Annotated in this window: 14 protein-coding genes; 6 read left to right on the top strand and 8 right to left on the bottom strand. The window is 46.5% G+C overall.

Translation table 11 applies throughout. From position 1 onward, the window contains the following. Positions 1-73 precede the first annotated feature (73 nt). The 3 genes from AB4Z08_RS33300 to AB4Z08_RS33290 all read right to left on the bottom strand — a co-directional run bounded on the left by AB4Z08_RS33300 (position 74) and on the right by AB4Z08_RS33290 (position 3493). The gene (locus AB4Z08_RS33300) at positions 74-2047 is read right to left on the bottom strand and encodes an alpha-ketoacid dehydrogenase subunit alpha/beta (RefSeq protein WP_441578115.1); all 1974 of its coding nucleotides are present in this window, start codon (positions 2045-2047) and stop codon (positions 74-76) included. Between the two features lie 28 nt (positions 2048-2075). Continuing rightward, positions 2076-2429, bottom strand: a complete 354-nt coding sequence (locus AB4Z08_RS33295) for a phage holin family protein (RefSeq protein WP_441578114.1) — start codon at positions 2427-2429, stop codon at positions 2076-2078. A 131-nt stretch (positions 2430-2560) separates the two neighbouring features. Beyond that, positions 2561-3493: a hydroxypyruvate isomerase family protein gene (locus tag AB4Z08_RS33290; protein WP_441578113.1), complete on the bottom strand. Its 933-nt coding sequence runs from the start codon at positions 3491-3493 to the stop codon at positions 2561-2563. A 176-nt stretch (positions 3494-3669) separates the two neighbouring features. Here AB4Z08_RS33290 and AB4Z08_RS33285 point away from each other — a divergent pair, with 176 nt between their 5' ends. From AB4Z08_RS33285 to AB4Z08_RS33275, 3 genes are all read left to right on the top strand, one after another. Then, entirely contained in the window at positions 3670-4635 is a 966-nt protein-coding gene (locus tag AB4Z08_RS33285) for a formylglycine-generating enzyme family protein (RefSeq protein WP_441578112.1), read from the top strand. A 40-nt stretch (positions 4636-4675) separates the two neighbouring features. Then, positions 4676-6007: a Gfo/Idh/MocA family protein gene (locus AB4Z08_RS33280; protein ID WP_441578111.1), complete on the top strand. Its 1332-nt coding sequence runs from the start codon at positions 4676-4678 to the stop codon at positions 6005-6007. Positions 6008-6115: 108 nt separating this feature from the next. Continuing rightward, positions 6116-7408 carry a D-alanyl-D-alanine carboxypeptidase/D-alanyl-D-alanine-endopeptidase gene (locus AB4Z08_RS33275; protein WP_441578110.1) on the top strand — a complete coding sequence of 431 codons (1293 nt, stop codon included), beginning with the start codon at positions 6116-6118 and terminating at the stop codon, positions 7406-7408. Here the strand turns inward: AB4Z08_RS33275 and AB4Z08_RS33270 are convergent. Continuing rightward, complete coding sequence (locus AB4Z08_RS33270; RefSeq protein WP_441578109.1) at positions 7405-8061, bottom strand: hypothetical protein; 657 nt, start codon at positions 8059-8061, stop codon at positions 7405-7407. The two genes, AB4Z08_RS33275 and AB4Z08_RS33270, sit on opposite strands and share 4 nt — an antisense overlap. A gap of 137 nt (positions 8062-8198) precedes the next feature. Next, on the bottom strand, positions 8199-9587 hold the full coding sequence (locus AB4Z08_RS33265) for a carboxypeptidase regulatory-like domain-containing protein (RefSeq protein ID WP_441578108.1): 1389 nt from the start codon (positions 9585-9587) through the stop codon (positions 8199-8201). Between the two features lie 560 nt (positions 9588-10147). On the opposite strand from AB4Z08_RS33265, the gene AB4Z08_RS33260 reads away from it, so the two are divergent. Beyond that, complete coding sequence (locus AB4Z08_RS33260) at positions 10148-13216, top strand: SusC/RagA family TonB-linked outer membrane protein (protein ID WP_441578107.1); 3069 nt, start codon at positions 10148-10150, stop codon at positions 13214-13216. A gap of 10 nt (positions 13217-13226) precedes the next feature. Beyond that, positions 13227-14984: a RagB/SusD family nutrient uptake outer membrane protein gene (locus AB4Z08_RS33255; RefSeq protein WP_441578106.1), complete on the top strand. Its 1758-nt coding sequence runs from the start codon at positions 13227-13229 to the stop codon at positions 14982-14984. A gap of 88 nt (positions 14985-15072) precedes the next feature. Here the strand turns inward: AB4Z08_RS33255 and AB4Z08_RS33250 are convergent, their stop codons facing one another. The 3 genes from AB4Z08_RS33250 to AB4Z08_RS33240 are packed head-to-tail and all read right to left on the bottom strand — an operon-like array spanning position 15073 to position 19028. Continuing rightward, positions 15073-16527 carry a Gfo/Idh/MocA family protein gene (locus tag AB4Z08_RS33250; RefSeq protein WP_441578105.1) on the bottom strand — a complete coding sequence of 485 codons (1455 nt, stop codon included), beginning with the start codon at positions 16525-16527 and terminating at the stop codon, positions 15073-15075. A 48-nt stretch (positions 16528-16575) separates the two neighbouring features. Continuing rightward, the gene (locus tag AB4Z08_RS33245; RefSeq protein ID WP_441578104.1) at positions 16576-17271 is read right to left on the bottom strand and encodes a gluconate 2-dehydrogenase subunit 3 family protein; all 696 of its coding nucleotides are present in this window, start codon (positions 17269-17271) and stop codon (positions 16576-16578) included. A gap of 17 nt (positions 17272-17288) precedes the next feature. Continuing rightward, positions 17289-19028, bottom strand: a complete 1740-nt coding sequence (locus tag AB4Z08_RS33240) for a GMC family oxidoreductase (RefSeq protein ID WP_441578103.1) — start codon at positions 19026-19028, stop codon at positions 17289-17291. Between the two features lie 81 nt (positions 19029-19109). Here AB4Z08_RS33240 and AB4Z08_RS33235 point away from each other — a divergent pair, with 81 nt between their 5' ends. After that, entirely contained in the window at positions 19110-20573 is a 1464-nt protein-coding gene (locus AB4Z08_RS33235; protein ID WP_441578102.1) for a gluconokinase, read from the top strand. Positions 20574-20657 lie beyond the last annotated feature (84 nt).

Genomic DNA, 20657 nt, shown 5'->3' with positions numbered 1-20657 from the left:
CATAGTATAATGATTTATTTAATTCCGGATGCAAATTAAAACTTTCGGGGCATATTCCCAATGAAAGGATGTATTACCAGGCGGTTAATTGCTGTATATACGTGTCCAGTCTTGATTTGGCGAGAAAATTTTTTTCCAGTGTGCCTGCAAAAGGAATCGGAGTGTCCAGGCTGCCACACCGCATCACCGGGGCATCCAGCAGAGAGAAGCAGTGTTCGGCTATCCAGGCGCTGATTTCGGCGCCAAAGCCTCCGGTAAGGGTATCTTCATGGAGCACCAGTACTTTGCCGGTGGCAGCTACGATCTCCCGGATGGCGGGATAATCCAGCGGTACCAGGGTGCGTAGGTCCAGGATACCGATAGAGATTTCCGGGTGCTGTGCCGCATATTCCATGGCCCAGTGTACCCCACTGCCATAGGTAATAATGCTGATATCGTTTCCGGACTGTACCAGCGCGGCTTTGCCTATTTCAATAGTGTAATAATGTTCTGGTACCTTGCCACTGATGCTGCGGTAAAGGGCTTTGTGCTCAAAGTACATCACCGGGTTAGGGTCGGCAATAGCCGCTGTGAGCAAGCCTTTGGCGTCTTCCGGCGTAGCAGGATACACCACCTTGAGACCGGGAACATGTGTAAACCAGGCTTCATTGCTTTGTGAGTGAAAAGGACCGGCGCCAACACCGCCACCGGTGGGCATGCGGATCACTACATCGGCATGTTGTCCCCAGCGATAATGTATTTTGGCCAGGTTGTTCACCACCTGGTTAAATCCACAGGTAACGAAATCGGCAAACTGCATTTCTACCACGCTCTTGAATCCGGAGATCGACAATCCCAGCGCAGCGCCTATGATAGCGCTTTCGCATAGGGGCGTATTGCGTACCCTGTCTTTCCCAAAAAGTTCCACAAAACCCTCTGTAATTTTAAAGGCGCCGCCGTATTCCGCAATATCCTGTCCCATGAGGATCAGCTTCGGATGTTTTTCCATGGCTTGTTTTAAGCCATCGGATAGTGCATTGATAAAGCGTTTTTCGGAAGACGGTCCCGCAGCGGCCACCACAGCAGGTGCGGGGGCATACAGGTCGTTTATTTCTGTTTTCGTGTTTGCAATGATAGGCGTATCTACCAGACCTCTGGCCACGTCTGCTTCAATCTGATGTTTCAGCTCATCACGGATCGTAGCGATATCTGCTGTGGTAAGAATATGTTTTTCCTGCAGCCAGGTCTCATATTGCAGAATGGGATCCTTTTTACCCCATTCTTCAAAAAGGGCAGGAGGTACGTATTTAACGCCGCTGGCTTCTTCATGGCCACGCATGCGGAAGGTCATAGCTTCTATTAACACCGGCTTTTGCGCCTTTATGGCGTAGGCCCGCGCGGTACGCACCGTTTGGTATACTTCCAGCAGGTTGTTGCCATCTATTTGTACGCCTTCCATGCCATACCCGATGGCTTTATCCACCAGGTTGGCACAATGATATTGTTCGCTTACGGGAGTGCTAAGTCCGTAGCCATTGTTTTCAATGATAAATATAACTGGAAGACCCCATACAGCGGCCACATTGAGGGCTTCATGGAATTCTCCTTCGCTGGTACCTCCTTCGCCGGTAAAGGCGAGGGATACTTTCTTCTCTTTTTTAAGCTGATGTGCGAGAGCGATACCATCAGCAATAGAAAGCTGAGGACCCAGATGGGAAATCATGCCGCAGATATGATGTGGGGTGCTGCCAAAGTGAAAGGAGCGTTCCCGCCCTTTACTGTAGCCATGCTCGCTGCCCTGCCACTGCAGCAACAATTTGTCCAGCGGCATTTCGCGGGTAGTAAATACCCCCAGGTTGCGGTGCAGGGGCATGATCCACTCGTCAGCATCCAGTGCCAGCGTGGCACCTACAGCTATAGCTTCCTGGCCTATGCCCGAAAACCACTTACTTATTCTTCCCTGTCGCAATAACAGCAGCATTTTTTCCTCTATCAGCCGTGGATAAAGCAAGGCTTTATAGAAAGACAGTAATTGCGAATCGCTCAGGTCTGACCGGTCGAAATACATGGGTTGGCTTTTTAACAGGCAGTAAAGGCTAGTCGTTGTTGTTATTGCCCGCGAGATTGATCATCACACTATTGATGATGGTCATAATAATACTGAAAAGTAATGCCCACCAGAAGCCGTCTACTTTGAAGCCGGGTACCAGCTTCGCCGCCAGCAAAATGATGAGGGCATTGATAACAAAGAGGAAAAGGCCCAGTGTAACAATGGTTACCGGGAACGTGAGGATAACAAGCAACGGCCTTACCAGGGCATTTAATAACGCCAATACCAACGCCAGGATCAGGGCTGTAACAAAGGTATCTACTTTGACTGCCGGTTTCAGCAGGTAAGCGGTTAACATGGCAGCCAATGCACTAACTAGTATACGGATCAGAAAACCCATAGCAGATTGTTTTACTAGTTAAGTTAACGAAAAAAAAAGAATTACGAATTACGAATTATGAATTACGGAGTTGTGTGGAGAGCATCTGCTGCAGGTCTCCCAGTCACTCCGTAATTCATAATTCGTAATTCTTATAAAAAACTATCTGCTTCTCTATAGGCTTTAATCAGGGCTGCTTCACCATCTTTACCTTGTCCGGCCATGCCATGTTCCATGCCCAGTACCCCTTTGTATCCTTTTTTATGGAGATGCTTAAAGATATTTTTATAGTTGATTTCGCCGGTGCCGGGTTCTTTGCGGCCGGGATTATCACCTATTTGTATGTAAGCAATTTCATCCCAGCACATATCCATTACAGGAATCAGGTTGCCGGTATTGCGTTGCATATGATAGATATCGTATAATATTTTGCAGGAAGGACTTTTCACCGCCTTACATACCGCAAAGCTTTGTTCTGCTGTGCGGAGAAACAGGTCGGGGTTGTCGCTCAGCGGCTCCAGTACCATGATGAGGCCATGCGGTTCAAATATTTCTGCTCCGGCGCGCAGCGCATCTATTACATTAGCCGTTTGTATACCCATCGGGAGGTTGCGGTCAAAGTATCCCGGAACAACGGTGGCCCATTTGGCATTGCAGCGCTTGGCGGTTTCCAGGCTTTCCTTACAGGTTTTGATAAAGGCATCTTTAAATTCCTGTTTGCCGGAAGCCAGCGAAGTTTTCCAGTTGTTGCCGGTGTCTACCACAAACACGCCCATCTGCATACCTAATTTATTCAGCAGGTCGCCTATTTTAGATTGTTCGGCAGCAGGGCGGCCTAACATTCCGTTGTCTTCAATGGAGCGGAATCCCTGATCGTACATGTACTTTATCTGGTCGAGGAAATCACCGCCGGCACTGTTTTTAAACATACCATCATGCGGGCCATAGTTCATGTTAAAGGGTTTTCCTTTTACATCTTTATCGTTGTTGCCTGCTGCCGCCTGTGCTGTGTTGCCGATACTGCCAAGTGCCAGTGCCGAAATGCCGGCCAGGGTGCCGTTTTGCAGGAATTTTCTTCTTTCCATAACGTTAGGTTGATTGTGTAAATGACAGGAGGCTAAATTTAATAGGTTTTGCAAGGAAATGCTAATATTCATGAAAAATTTTCAATTCATCAGCCATTTTTCGCACTCATAAAAAAATATTGCATTCCAGATTAGTTTTTTTTAGATTCACCCACTTATATTTTCAATCACGTTAGATGACTAAACCGTATGTGGCCTTACTGCTGAGTGGATTACTCGGCCAGGTGGCAATAGCGCAATCAAATCAGGTGTTCGAAGCTTATAGCCAGCAAATTCCAGGCACTGATGTCCGTTTCAAGATGGTACCCATTAAAGGGGGCAGTTTTAAACTGGGAAGCCCAGATAATGAAAAAGGGAGGAATAAGGACGAAGGTCCCGCTAAGAATGTGCAGATCTCTGACTTCTGGATGGGCGCTACAGAAGTGACTTTTGACGAATACGATATTTATTCAGATGCCGAAAAAGATAAAACACCGGTGCCGGATGGTATGACCCGTCCAAGTCCGCCATATATTGATCTGACTTTAGGAATGGGCAAGGCTGGTGGTTTCCCTGCGAATAGTATGAGTCAGTACGCTGCCCTGATGTATTGCAAATGGTTGTACATCAAAACCGGTATATTCTACCGTCTGCCTACAGCGGCAGAATGGGAATATGCCTGCAGGGCCGGTGCTGCTACCGCATATCCTTTTGGCGCGGATGCCTCCCAACTGAAGGACTATGCCTGGTACAAAGGAAACAGTGAGCAGAAATACCATAAAGTAGGTCAGCTGAAACCTAACGCCTGGGGATTATATGATATGCTGGGCAACGTAGAAGAATGGACACTGGACCAATACGATGAAAATGGCGTAGCCAGTGCAAAAGACCAGGATCCCTGGACAGTGCCTACTGCAAAAACACCCCGCCTGCTGAAAGGCGGCAGCTTCCAGGACGAAGCCCCGCTGCTTCGCAGCGCAGCCCGTTTAAAATCAGACCCCATCTGGAACCGCCGGGATCCGCAAATTCCGAAAAGCTCCTGGTGGAACGCTGATGCGCCCTTTGTTGGATTCAGAATCGTGAGACCCGCAAAACAGCCAACAGCAGCAGAAGCAGAACAATTTTTTGAAGAAATGATCGCGAAATATAAAGGTGCACGCTAGAAAGATTCAAACTACTAAAATCTAAAAATCTTATTCATTTATGGACAACGAAAAGAAATCCCACGGTGAAGGCCGCCGCGAATTCGTAAAGCAAACGTCCTTGCTTGCGGGTGGTTTGCTGGCGATGCCTATCTTATCTAAAGCAAACTTTTTTTCCGGATCTTCCGACGTCATTAAAATCGCGCTGATCGGTTGTGGTGGTCGCGGTACCGGCGCTGCTACGCAAGCCCTGAGCACTAAAGAAAACGTGCAACTGGTGGCAATGGCAGATGCATTCCCCGACAGACTGAGCGACAGTTACTCCAATATTAAAGAAGCTTTAGGCGATAAAGCCAGCCGGGTAAATGTTCCGGAAGGCAACAAATTCATTGGCTTTGACGCATACAAGCAAGCCATTGCGCTCGCTGATGTGGTAATACTGGCAACCCCTCCGGGTTTCAGGCCTATTCATTTTGAAGAAGCCATCCGCCAGGGTAAACATGTGTTTATGGAAAAGCCGGTAGCAACAGATCCGGCCGGCATCAAAAAAGTGTTGGAAGCTGCTGCAGTGGCCAAAACAAAAAAACTGAACGTAGTAGTAGGTTTACAACGCCGTTACCAGAATTCCTACCGCGAACTGTACAAACGCTATAAAGATGGTATTATCGGTGATATGGTGTCTGCACAGGTTTGGTGGAACCAGGGCGCACTGTGGGTAAAACCACGTAAACCTGAATATACCGAGATGGAATATCAAATGCGCAACTGGTACTATTTCAACTGGCTGTGTGGTGATCATATCGTAGAACAACATATCCACAATATTGACGTAGGCAACTGGTTTATGGGTGATACGCCTGCAACTGCTGGTGGAATGGGTGGTCGCGCCGTTCGTACCGGCAAAGAGTACGGTGAAATTTATGATCACCACTATGTAGAGTATCGTTACGCTAACGGTGTGGTGATGAATAGCCAGTGCCGCCACTGGAAAGATGCGCCAAGTAAAGTGGATGAAGAAATTGTGGGCACCAAAGGCCGCATCTTCTGCGATAAAGCGCAGATTGTGGATCACAAAGGAAAAGTGCTGTACCAGTTTGATAAGAAAAAGGAAAATAACCCTTATCAGACAGAGCACGATGAACTGTTTGCAGCCATCGCCAAAGGAGAATACAAGTTTGCAGATGCGGAAAGAGGTGCTCAAACAACCCTTTCTGCTATTATAGGCCGTCTGGCAACTTATTCCGGTCAGGTAATCGACTGGAATGTTGCCCTGAACTCAGGTCTGGATCTGCATCCTAAAACATATTCATTTGATGCACAACCACCGGTAATGCCGGACGCATCTGGTAATTATGCTTATGCGAAACCAGGTATTACCAAATATTTTACCTGATAAAAAGTAAGAAGTTAACATAACGGATCAGGGATTTGCGGAGAGATTTGTCAACAGATCTTTTCACAAGTCCCTGATTTCGTACAGTACAATTCGTAATTTCCTGCTATGAAAAGAACTCTCCTGGTAATGACCGCGCTGTTTTCATTAGCGTCTGCCACCGCACAGGTAGCGGCTATTAAAAAATGGGCAGAGTCGGAATTGTTACACAGAGCACCTATGGAACAGGCCCACGTGGGCATCTGTATTTATGAACCGGCCACCGGCAAATACTGGTATCAGTATCAGGACAATAAATTTTTTACCCCCGCTTCCAATATGAAGATCTTCTCCCTCTACGCAGGGTTGAAGTTGTTAGGCGACTCATTGCCCGCCGCCCGCTATTATGAAAACGATACCGCATTATTTGTGAAGGGAATGGGCGACCCCTCCTTTCTGCATCCGGAGTACACCTACCAACCACTGTTGCAGCTGCTGCAACAAACCACTAAAAAGATTTACCTGGTACCTGGCGTGAATACCAACCTGCGCTACGGTTCGGGCTGGGCCTGGAATGATTACGCAGATGATTATCAACCGGAACTAAATGAATTTCCCATGTACGGAAATGTGGCGCGCATCCGCCACCACGGAGATACCAGCAGTATTGTACCTGCTACCTATGATCTGGATATTACCGCAGATGATACCCTTAGTGAAACGATCACCGCCAGGGAGGAGCGTAATAATTTCTTCTTCCTGAAATATAACCCCAAAGATAAAGGGCTGACTGCCGCTGAAGTACCTTTTATTACGGGCTCTGTACAGGATTTGCGGCAGCGGTTGGAAGACACGTTGCATAAGCGTATAGGACTGACAGTTATACCGCCCACAGCAAGGTTTCGCATATTGAACAGTATCCCTGCCGATTCCCTGTTTATCCCCATGATGCACCGCAGTGATAACTTCTTTGCAGAACAAACACTGATGATGGCATCGTCCCGTCTTTGGGATACCATCAGCAGTGATCGTATGATGGAATATCTGCTGTCTCATGACTTGAAAGTAATGCCACAACCACCGCAATGGAAGGACGGATCCGGTCTTTCCAGGTATAACTTATTTACGCCCCGGGATTTTGTTTCTGTACTCACCCTCATGCAGCAGGAGTTTCCAAAGGAAAGGCTCTGGGAGATATTTCCCACCGGAGGGAAGGGGACGTTGAAGAACTACTATCAACAGCCGGCTGTACACGCGAAAACGGGTACATTAAACGGGGTGGTGGCCCTGAGCGGCTACCTGGTAACAAAGAAAAATAAACAGCTGGTATTTAGTGTGCTGGTAAATAATCATCATGAATCCGCGACCAGTGTAAGAAGGGCAGTAGAACGTCTGCTCACCATGGTGTGGAAAGATTATTAAGGCTGTAATGTATAGGAAAGAATGGTGGTGGTATCGTGTAACTGATCTGCTTCTATTAAGCCAATGCCCTTGCCATAATAACTGGTGGAGATGGTACCCACAGCAACAGGATTGTTGAGTACCAGTGCGTAAGCATCCATTCTTACGGCAATCACTTGTGCGTAATCTTTACCATTCACTGTTTTGGTCACATCTTTCTGGGTAACTGTAAACTCGAGAATACCGGAAGTACTGGCTCCGCCATTGTTAACGGTGATGGTGTCCCGCCAGGTAGTGCCTGCTGCTACATTGTCTTTCAGATAAGTCAGCCGCAGATCATCCGCACTATACCCCTGAAAGGTAAGAATGCTGGCTACTTGTGTATAGATACCATCCTTACAGTTTGAGCAGGTGAATACGCTGTCGTTTCCCACTATTTTATACACATTGCCATTAATGGTCGTATCTCCGGAAACGGTGAAGGTATATTTAATGGTGTCTTTAGCGCTGTTAACGTTCATGTAGGAAAAGGAGGAGTGGTTGGTATAAGGGGCGTAGTCGCAGGTGCTGGTAGGAGGAAGTGTGCCATCACCTTCCCGGCTCATTTCCTTACTGCAGGAAAACAGCAGGGTAGCTGCTGCAAGAATAGCTATGAGAAAGTAACGGTTTTCCATAACACTATATGCTTTGATATTCCTATAACGCTGATAAGTATAAATTTATGCAAAAAAAGCCATTAGCTTTATGCTAATGGCCTAATAATAATATCTGTTACCTGTTATAGCCTGATTTTGATATGGAAGGAGTTATTTTACTCTCCACAAGCCACCAGGTCTTTTACATAAGTATTTGTTGATACCGGCATGTTGATAACAGACGTTTTATTGGTATCTGCATCTATTGCCCTGATATTAGCAGTGGTATTGTCGGCGTTACAGCGGATAATGCCAATCGCATATTTGCCGTCTGTTACCAGGTAACGGTAGTCCACACCATCTATATTTATATACACTGCGCCATTCCTTACAGGAGTGTTGGTACAGGAAGTTACTGCACCGCTGAAATGAATGTACTGAGCAGCCGGTATGTTTAACCTCAGCATACCAAGACTGGTACTGTCGGCAAAGGGGCCGATATTACGGGAGTCAACCGCCACATTGCATCTTCCTGCCACCTTCAATGTCAGTGTTTCTCCTTTCACTATATGTCCGCTGAACAAGCCATTTTCATTGGTATGCCCCGCAGAATAACGGCCGCTGTTTCCTTTGATATGTAATGATACATTAGATAAAGGAGTGCCATCTGCATCCTGCAGTACCACCCGGAAATTAACTGTTGAAAAAGGAGCAGCAGGACTCCAGGTAGAAAAGTATTTTACAGTACCCGTATAGCTGTCGCCGGTTTTGGTGGCACTGCCTGTTTCCCTCCATACGCGGGAACTATCTTCAAAGTGCCAGAGCGGTACGGTTGCAGGAGCCAGACTTTGCAGGCTGGCAGGAATTGTCATTTTAAAGGATACTGATTTGCTGGTATCCAGGTGAAGTTTTGCTCCGGCTTCACTCTGTAGTTCCAGGGCCATCATACCAAATGACTGCAGTCCCATAAGTACATTGCTTTTAGTGATAGCCCGCAGATCACCAGGCATGATATCCGCAAAGTCAGTCCTTTCCGGGTTAATGGGCGCATACATCAGGGATACTTTGCCGGAATAGGGTTTGTTATCCGCACCTAATACCTGCTGTGCGACAAAGGTGAATTGTGCATTGGAAACAGTAACGGTACCACCGGTAGCAGCATCAAAAACACCCAATGCCTTTTTGGGCAGCAATTGAATCTGAACATATTGCAGCTTATCGGGAGCGGCTATACGAAAGGTACGAACGCCATTGAAATAACCTGTTTTCTCTGCAGTAACTACTGCAGCCACTTCATTTACCGTTACTTTAGGAAACAGGAAGCTGCCACTGGCATCGGTGGTAACGGTGGCGGTTCCGCATTTTACGGTGGCTCCGGTTACCGGCTTGTTAGTTTCATCTAATATAATACCCTGCACAGCGCTACTCACCTGTTTATCGGAGATGGGTGATTTTTCAGGATTGGTCACATTAGGATCCGGGAAATTAATATTGGTAGTACTCTTGTTACAGGCCATGAATATGCATACAGTCAGCATAAACAACCAGCACTTTTGCTTGAACATAGGTGTCTGAATATTTGAAATTTTGATGAAATATGTGTTTGTACCCGCTACAGGTGATAGGTTGCCGGGAAATACATACCCTGCAGCAACAGTGCGTATAGCCTTTGCCGAAAGATGACAGTCCCGTTGTAGATATTTATTGGCTGTGGATAACCATAAACCCTTCTTATTCATACGTATACCCTAAACGGGCAGGAGGGAGTAAAAGTTACTTTCAACGTATTGGGATTGTTGAAATGCTAATAATTCTTTTTTAAGCCAACGAATTTTAAAGATAATTGTAAAAAGTACATTTATTTTTAGAAAATAATTAAAGCTTTTAGAGATAACTTACAAAGACATGATTTCCCGTTTGATCGATATAATAAACCCTTAACAAACAAAAAAAATTTCACTTGTAACGCGATACGCCCTTGAGGGGCCTGGAAAACCAAATTAGTGAACTAACGTAGCAAACCAAAATTTGAACATCCTAAATCACGCATGATATGATTAACGCTTTAGTTTAATAGAAAACTAAATAGCAAACCAAAATTTCATCATCCTAAATCACTTGTAGCATGAATCCACGTTATGCAAAGGCTATGCTATTGCTATGCCTGTTTGCAACCACCTCTCGCGCTGTTACTGCGCGTACGCCTATACCAAGTGTATGGCAACAAGGTAATCCCGGTGTAAAGGGTAAAGTAAAAGACATCAATGGTAACCCTTTACCAGGCGTCACGGTATTGTTGAAAGACACAAAAAAAGGCGCCACTACCGATGAAAAAGGAAACTTTATACTGACCGATGTAAAAAAAGATGGGATACTCGTATTCCAGTATATTGGTTTTGATCCACAGGAAGTAAAGGTGGAAGGAAAAGGCATTATTAATGTGGTATTAAAAGAAAGCCAGAAAACACTGGACGAGTATGTAGTAGTTGGTTATGGTACACAAAAGAAAGTAACCAAAACCGGCGCAGTATCCTCTGTGAAAGGAGCGGAGCTACAGCAGTCGCCCAACGTTAACATCTCCAACTCACTGGTAGGACGCATTCCAGGTATTATCGCCGTCAACAACAGTGGAGAACCCGGTTACGATGGTTCCCGGATTTTTATCCGCGGCCGCAGTACACTGGGCAACAGTAATCCACTGGTGGTGATCGATGGTTTCCCGCGCGATGGCTTTGAACGCATGAATCCCAACGACATTGAGAGTGTATCTATTCTGAAAGATGCGGCTGCCGCCATTTATGGTTCGCGTGCAGCGAATGGCGTTATCCTGGTTACTACCAAGCGGGGGAAAGGAGGAAAGCCTACACTGAGCTATGGTTTTAACCAATCATTTGTTACGCCTACGAGACTGCCCGAAATGGCGGATGCACCTACCTACGCAAAGGTGGTAAACGAAATTTTAAAATATGGCGGCGATGCCCCGAAGTTCTCAGATGAACAAATCAAAAAATTTGGAGATGGCTCCGATCCATGGTTGTACCCCAATACCAACTGGTATGATGCCGCCATCAAGAAATATTCTTTGCAAAACAGGCATGACCTGTCGCTCAGCGGGGGCACAGAGAAAATGTCGTATTACGTTTCCCTGGGATCATTATTCCAGGATGGTATTTATAAGAACAGTGCCACTAATTATAAACAACAGAACGTACGGGCTAACCTCGATGCGGTTGTAAATGATTATATCCGTTTGCGCTTCGATCTGGCCGGCCGCCTGGAAAACAGGAACTTTCCTCCACGCAGTGCCGGATCTATTTTCCGCTCACTGATGCGCGGTCGCCCCACTGAAAATGCCATCTGGCCCAATGGTCTGCCAGGACCGGATATTGAGTATGGCGATAACCCAGTGGTAACAGGTACTAACGCAATTGGCTACACGAATGATAAAAACTATGTGATCAACACCAATATGTCGGCAGTGGTGAATATTCCTTGGGTAGAAGGCTTATTCGTGGATGGTAGCTTTGCATATGACCAGAATTTTGATTTCTATAAATCATATATCAAACCATGGACATTATATACCCTGGCAGATGTGAATGATCCCACACATAAACTGAATGCAGGTTCCAGAGGGGTGAGTGCTCCGGAACTGTCGGAGCAATATGGTACCCTGCGACAAACGACTGTTAACGTCAAACTGAATTATGTGCGATCCTTTGGCAAGCATAATTTAAGCAGTTTCATTGCATTTGAACAGGCTACTTTAAGAAATGATAACTTCTCAGCTAACCGGAAATACTTTATCAGCGATAAACTGGATCAGCTGAGTTTAGGCGGGGATAAAGAAAAGAATAATAGTGGCAGTGGTTTCGAATATGCCCGCCGCAACTACTTCGGTCGTATCTCCTATAATTATAAGGAAACGTACCTCTTTGATTATAATATGCGATATGATGGCTCGCAGAATTTCCCCGAAGGCCGCCGCATGGGCCTGTTCCCGGGAGCTTCTGCCGGTTGGGTATTGTCTAACGAAAACTTCTGGAAGAAAAGCATTCGCACACTGGACTACTTTAAGCTACGTGCTTCCTGGGGACAAATGGGTAATGACCAGATCGACCCCTTCCAATACCTGAGCACTTATGGCTTTAGTGGCGGAGGCGTGATGTTGGGCGGAGATCTTAATAAAGGACTTTATCAGCTGCGTTCTCCCAATGAAGCCATTACATGGGAAGTTGCCAACAACTATGATTTTGGGATAGAAGCCAAAATACTGGGAGACAAACTGGCCTTCGAAGGAGATTATTTTATGACCAAAAGATCTAACATCCTGGTAAGCCGTAGCCTGTCTATGCCCGGCTATACCGGTATGACGCTGCCACAGGAAAACATTGCCAAGGTGGAAAACAAAGGATTTGAAATGGTCCTGAGTCATAAGAACGACATCAAAAAGTTCCACTATGAAATTATCGGAACGGTTACACATGCACAAAACAAAGTGCTGTATTTCGATGAAACCCCCAATCTGCCAGCATATCAACAGGCTACCGGTAAACAGATAGGATCTGCGTTGTACTATAAAGCCATTGGTATTTATAAAACTGCAGAAGACGTAAAAAACAGTATTCACTTAGATGGAGCCAGAGCGGGTGATGTGATTTTTGAAGATGTTAATAACGATAAAGTAATTGATGACCTGGATCGAGTTCGCATGGACCGTACAGAAAATCCTACCTGGATCTTTGGTTTAACCATGACTGCTAAATTCAAAAACTTCGACTTCACGATGTTGTGGCAGGGTGCTACTGGTGCCAGTCAGTACCTGCGCACAGAATCCGGTCTGATAGGCAATTTCCCGATGGCGTATGTAAAAGATCGTTGGACAGAAGACAACCCTAATGGCTCCTGGCCAAGAGCGTATGACCGCGATCGTGAGTACTGGGTAAATCGCCCTAATACTTTCTGGTTCTGGAACACCAACTATGTACGTTTGAAAACACTGGATCTTGGATATAATATTCCTGCCAATGTTTGCAAGCGGGTAGGGTTGCAAAACCTCCGGGTATACGTAAGTGGCCAGAACCTGGTGACCATTGACAAAGTGAAAATATTTGATCCGGAAGCTCCCAGCGGTAGTGGACAATTCTATCCGCAAACCAAAATTTACAACGTGGGATTAAATGTAACTTTTTAATTAACGAGCCATGAAAAAATTAACAGTCATCAAATATATAGTAGGAGCCTTTTTGTTATGTGCAGCCACTACTGGGTGTAATAAGGACTTCCTCGAAAAGAAACCACTCAATGAATACGAAGAAGGAGATGTATGGAAAGATGTTGGTCTGGTGCAGGCATTTGTAAATGACCTGTATGTACAGATGCGGCCGGGGTTTAATGAAGTCATGCTTTCTTCTATGACGGACGAAAGCCGCTTTATCCACGATTATAATACTTCCCGGGTAGTACAGGGAAATGCTTCTGCAGATGATCCGGGTGCACTCGGCGACTTTGCCAGATGGGATGCACACTATAAAGCCATCCGCAACTGTAATATGTTCCTGGAAAAAGTAGCATCTGTACCATTCACGGATGAAAACCAGCGTACACGGATGACCGGGGAGGTACATTTCATGCGCGCATGGTATTATCATCTGCTGGTAAGGTATTATGGTGGCGTGCCATTGATCACTAAAACATTCAGTATAAAGGGGGATGAACAGGAAATTCTCAGTATTAAAAGAGCCACCTTTGATGAATGTATTAAGTTCATTGCAGCAGAATGTGATCTGGCAGCAAAACAATTACCCAAATCTTACGAAGCTGTTTCCAGCAAAGGAAGAGTAACGGTAGGTGCCGCGCTGGCGCTGAAAGCGAGGATGTTGCTTTTTGCAGCCAGTGATCTGTTTGACAAAAAATACGCACCGAATGAGTTAATGGGTTATACAGCAGGGGATCAGGCTGCGCGTTATAAATTGGCGATGGATGCAGCAGACAGCGTTATAAAGATGAACATGTACAGTCTTTATAAGCCTACTGCTGATCCAACGGAAAACTATACCCGCGTATTCCTGGATAAGGATAATCCTGAACTGATATTTGTAAAGCAGTATGATAAAGCCCTGCTGGGGACTTCTCACGATTTGTATAATGGTCCCAACGGTTATCATAACTGGGGAGGAAATGTACCTATTGAAAATTTTGTATCAGGTTACCAGATGAAAGATGGTTCTGCTTTTTCATGGAGCAATCCTACGCAGGCGAAGGCCCCATATGAAAACCGCGATCCCCGTTTTTACGCTACTATTCTTTATGATGGTGCTAAATGGAAACCCCGTCCTTCAGATGGTGCTAAAACCGATCCGATTGGGGTTATACAAACCGGCAAGTATGAAGCGGTGAATGGCACAGACAGTGTTTGGGGACTGGATACCCGCAACAGTACTATCGAAAACTGGAATGGTACCTACTCTGGTTACTACATGCGTAAGTTCATGGATAAAAACCTGGACGCTCAATTCTTTCGTGGCGACCAGTCCTGGATCTTTTTCCGTTACGCAGAAATTTTGCTGAATTATGCAGAAGCGGCCTATGGTTCCGGTAATGAGCCATTTGCCCGTGATGCTGTAAACCAGGTGCGGTTACGCGCCGGCATGCCTGCCACTACTGTATCAGGCCCGGCGTTGCTGGCGGTGATAAAGTATGAAAGACGCTATGAACTATCTTTTGAAGAACATCGGTTCTTCGATGCCCGCAGATGGAGAGATGCAGAAACAGCGTTTAACGAAAATGCAAAAGGTATTGAAGTCCTCGGTTCAAAGATTGCGGGACATCCTTTCGTATACCGGCCGTTTAGCATCCAGGATCGTAAGTTTGTAAAAGCGAAGAATTATTTGTTGCCCATTCCCGCTAACGAAATCAGGAAAAACAGCAACCTGTTGCAACAGGCAGACTACACAAAATAACACACCATTCATAAAAGAAAATGCAGCGGAGATCATCTCCGCTGCATTTTTCTAAAAGCTAAAAGCCCATGGCTAAAAGCTAAATAAATTATACCCCTAATGACCAGCCATCGCGGTAATTACGTTTCACGAACTGGTTAGCCTCATCGAAGTTGGTAATCTTCATATTATTACCATCCCACAGCAGCTTGATATAACGGCCAGGATAATCAAATCCTTTACCATTGGACTTTTGTTTGCGGATATCAAAACTACGTATCGCAAGGTTTGCCATCAGGATGCTTTCTGTCAGCGGACCAGCAATGTCGAATGGTGAGCTCAGTGATTTCTGCTGCTTGCTGCCATAACCGGCAATAGCGGCATTCACCCACTGTACATAGTGCCCTTCGGGTACACGTGCAATGGTTTGTGGTACAGATGCGCCATCTGTGCGGTTAGTAGGTAACAGCTTAGGGTACATACCATAAGTGCCACACATCATTTTACCTTTATCACCGATGAACAAGGCACCATTACCACCGTCGCCCATTACTTCGTTAGGTCCCAGTTCTTCCGGACGCTCAGGCTGAATACCGCCATCCATCCAGTGCAGGGTCACTTCTTTGCCGTTTTTACCCGGGAATTTCATGATTACATGAGAAGAAGGAGGGCAGCTTTCAGGGAAGTAGCCTCGTGTAAATTCTCCTACGTATACACTACCAACGCTACACTCTACCGAAGTAGGATAGCCCAGTCCCAGTACACGGAACGGAGGTTCAATGATATGACAACCCATATCACCGATAGCACCGGTACCATAATCCCACCAGCCACGCCAGTTGAAAGGCACCAGGTTATCCACATAGTCTTTTTTAGGAGCCGTACCTAGCCACAGATCCCAGTTCAGTTCTTTAGGAACATCCTGGCGGGTGGTTGGCCAGGGAACGCCCTGTGGCCACACGGGACGGTCTGTCCAGCAGTAGATAGTGTGTACATCACCGACAAGACCGGCATTGTACCATTCCATCAGCTGACGAACACCATCACCGGAAGAGCCCTGGTTACCCATCTGGCTTACTACCTTGTATTTGTTGGCACCCTGCGTGAGCATACGCGCTTCGTAGATGTCGTGTGTTAATGGCTTTTGAACATATACATCTTTCTTCAGCTGCATTGCACCCATGGCAGCCACAGCGTGTGTGTGGTCTGGTGTGGATACAGAAACGGCATCGAAGTTTTTGTATTCCTTGTCAAACATTTCCCTGAAGTCAGTATAGAACTTAGCCTTAGGGAATTTCTTTACTGCTTCCGCGGCACGACGGGTGTCAACATCACACAGGAAAGTAATATCTGCCGGACCTTTAGCAAATTCAGAAATATCGCTGAAGCCCTTACCGCCAACACCGATACCTGCTACCCGCAGGCGATCGCTTGGCGCTACATAGCCCCGGCCTAATACATGACGTGGAACTATCATGAAACCGGCGGCTGCAAGCGCACCGTTTCTCAGGAATGATCTGCGGGAGACACCGTTTTCTCCCTCATTCTTTTTTTCTGGAATCATTGATGATAAGTTTTCTGGATTTAAATTATGAAATAGCAATTTTGGTCATTAGTCCCAGGTCATCAGCTTACCTCTGTCCTCAATTTTGAGGCAGGTCGCCAATGTTTTTTCATCATAGGCATAACCATATTGCTTCAACACATCAGCAGGTACCCCATCCCATTCGTTGGGGGTATTGCCAATGTAGTTCAGGTCTTTGATGCCTATTTTACTGGTGAAAAACCCTGTAGCAGTCAGATTGCGCATCCTGTTAAAAAAGGCAACACCCTGGCTGTTTTCAGGACTCGCTTTTTCCGGATAAGCAATCAGGTCAACGATTTCAATACGTTGTTGTTCACTGCAGTCGGCAAAGGATTTATTATATCGTTTGGCACATTGCACATCCAGCCAGCGTAAACCTCCCCGCATGGGCAGTTGGTGTTCCGGCATATCTTTTACAATAAAAGCAATGAATTCAGGCACTTTCGCATCAGAAGCACTGCCGGAATGTTCATCTGCCGGAATGATAATATCCGCCAGAATGGTGATGGTTTTCATTTCTTCCAGAGTGAAGAAACTCTCTTCCATCAATGCTTTATCCCGCTTTACTTCTTCCGGTGTGCGGCCATAGCCGGGCGTTTTGGCAACTTCATCTCCTTTCTTATCACCGGTTCCTTTTTTATCTTCACAACCAGTGGCTGATAAAATGGTACCTACAGATAACGTACCCAATGCAATGGCCCTAAGTGATTCTCTTCTATCCATGAAAAAAGCTTAAATGATTAGAGATTCTGTTTTTTCAATTGATCTACAATATACTCAGAAGCCCGCATAGACAAGGCCAGTATGGTCCAGGTAGGGTTTTTATCTGCCTGGGATACAAATGCACCGCCATCTACAACGAAGAGATTTTTCACTTCGTGCGCCTGGTTAAATTTATTCAGTACGGATTTGGTCGGATCATCGCCCATACGGGTAGTACCTACTTCATGAATAATACGGCCGGGATTTTCCAGTCCGTATTTGGTATCAGCACCCGGTTTGGTACCTGTAGCAATACCACCCATTTCATGAATGATCTGTTCAAAGGTATCCTGCATGTGCCTGGCCTGTTTGATTTCATGGTCACTCCAGGTGTAATGGAAACGGAGTACCGGTATACCAAACTTATCTACCACCGTAGGGTCTATCTCACAGTAATTATCTTCCCGTGCAATACATTCGCCCCTGCCGGCAAAGCCGATGTGGGCGCCGTAAAACCGGCGATAATCATCTTTCAGCGAAGCACCATAGCCACCGGCCGCTTTTATTTTGCCATCGCGGCCTGGTTGTTTGCCATTCAGGTGTTCCATACCAAAACCATAACCATAAGATGGCATATGCATACCACCTCCGAATTCAATATGGTAGCCACGGGCAAAGTCCAGCTTTTTGTTGTCTTCCCACCACGGTACATACATGTGCATGCCGCCTACACCATCTTCATTATAACGTTTACGGTCCATCAGTTGCGGCAAAAAGCCTCCCCTGGAGGAACCGGTAGAATCATGTAAATATTTACCTACCACACCGCTGGAATTCGCCAGCCCGTTAGGATGTTTGGCAGATTTTGAATTGAGCAGCAAACGGGCAGATTCGCAGGCGCTGGCAGCTAATACCACTACTTTAGCATTCACAGAATATTCCTGCAGATCTGTTTTATCCACATAGGCTACGCCGGTGGCTTTACCACTGCCGTCTGTGAGGACTTCCCGCACCATGGCATTGGTATACAGGTCTACATGTCCGCTTTTCATGGCAGGTTTCACCAGTACAGAAGAAGCCGAGAAGTCACCATACACGGTACAACCGCGGTTACATTGACTGCAATAGAAGCAGGGGCTGCGATCTTTATTAACAGAACGGGTCAGAATAGATAAACGCGCCGGGATAACGGGTATGCCTAAACGATCGCCTGCTTTTTTCACCATCAGCTCATGAAGCCGGGGTTTGGGAGGAGGTAGAAAGAAGCCGTCAGGCTCATTGGGCATGTTTTCTTTGGATCCGAATACACCAATCATCTTATCTACCCGGTCGTAATAAGGCGCCACATCATCATAGCTGAGAGGCCAGTCATCGCCAAGGCCATCATAGCTTTTGTGTTTGAAGTCACGTGGTCCGAAGCGTAGTGAAATGCGGCCCCAGTGGTTCGTTCGGCCCCCTAACATGCGGGAACGGAACCAGTCGAATTCGGTGCCATCTTTTTTCGTGTAAGGTTCACCGTTAATTTCCCATCCTCCGTACGATGCGTCAAAGTCGCCGAACGGGCGGGTGGTACTTGCACCTCTTCTGGGAGAGTCATATGACCATTTTAACTGAGTGGCCTGCTCCGGGTCGGCAGGGTCGTACTTTGGACCTGCTTCCAGTAATGCTACTTTCAGGCCTGCATCGGACAGCATCTTTGCCGCCATACCGCCTCCGGCACCGGAACCAACAATACAAACGTCATAAACCTTCCCCTGTTTTTTGATTTCGAAAGCCATTTGCGTGGATATTTTAGACTTTTTAGAAGAACACCGGTTTTAAATCTATAAATTAAATGCGGAAAAAGGAAGGTTTTTTATATGAGTGATCATACAGCGTATATTATTGGTGTAGATATCGGCACCAGCAGTACAAAATCGATTGTGCGGGGAATGGACGGCAAAATTCTGGCTGTTTTTCAACAGCCCTATGCTACCCATCATCCACAGCCCACCTATAGCGAGCAGGACCCTGATGTGATACTGGCTGCCGTAAAGGCCGGGATCCGGGAGGTGGTAGCCCGGGTGGGAGCAGCACCAGCAGCCATTTCCTTTAGTAGCGCCATGCACAGCATCCTGGCGGTCAACAGTGAGGGCGTACCGCTTACACCCCTGATGATCTGGGCAGACAATAGGAGCGAGTCATATGCGCTCGCATTGCGCAATACCCCGGAAGGTCAGTTGATATACCGGCAAACGGGCACCCCGGTACATGCCATGTCGCCACTATGCAAGATTATGTGGCTCCGGGAACAGCAGCCATCACTGTTTGCAGCAACTGCGCAGTTCCCCGGTATTAAAGAATATATCTTCCATCATTTCTTCAGTAATTATATTATAGATCATTCTATTGCCTCAGCTACCGGATTGTTCGACATCCATACTTTGCAATGGTGTGCGCCGGCACTGGCGGCGGCTGGCATCACGGCAGCACAACTGCCACAACCGGTACCGGCAAATCATATCATAAAAGGGCTACACGCAGATATTGCCACCGAACTGGGCATTCCGGCCAATACCCCGTTTGTAATAGGGGGCAGTGATGGCTGCCTGGCACAATTAGGTAGTGGTGCTATGGACCAAGGGCATGCTACCCTTACTATCGGTACAAGCGGCGCGGTAAGAATGGCGGGGCAGCAGCCGCTCACAGATGCCCATGCACGTCTCTTTACTTACCTGCTGACAGATGATGTATATATTACCGGAGGTGCCACCAATAACGGCGGCGTAGTGCTGCAATGGCTGGTAAGGGATTTCCTGCAGAAGCCACTCAGCGCATTGAATGATCTGGTGAAGGAGGCTTTATTGACCGATCCCGGCCGGCTGTTATGCCTGCCTTATTTGCTGGGAGAAAGGGCGCCGGTGTGGAACAGTCACGCCAGTGCGGCTTTCATAGGCATACAGCCCCAGCATACCTCCGCACATTTTACCCGAGCGGTGCTGGAGGGTATTTGTTTTGCGCTTTACAGCATTAAAACAGCGTTGTCGGAAACAGCAGGGCCGGTGCACAAAATTTCTGTTAGTGGAGGCTTCACCAGCTCTCCAGGCTGGATTCAGTTGCTGGCAGATATTTTTGGCCAGGACATGTACCTACAGGAGGAGAGTGATGCGTCTGCATTGGGAGCTATTATCCTGGCCGCGAGGACGCTTGGATGGCCGGAGCCGGATAGTGGTACCCCTGAGCCGGAAGCCGTGTTTAAGCCGGACGTAAGTAAGTTTGAAGGGTATCAGGAAAAGTATAGGCGCTTTCTGAAGGTATATCAGCAACTCGAGTTTTTGTCTTAGAGCAGGATTATACTGATTTTGATGATTTTGTTTTAAGATTTTATAAGATAAAAAGAGATTAGCGAAGGTGATCATCTTACATGG

The sequence above is a fragment of the Chitinophaga sp. RAB17 genome, assembly GCF_052114225.1.
Taxonomy (GTDB): Bacteria; Bacteroidota; Bacteroidia; order Chitinophagales; family Chitinophagaceae; genus Chitinophaga.
Note: the sequence above shows the minus strand (reverse complement) of the source record. Positions and strands in the feature narration are given on the sequence as shown.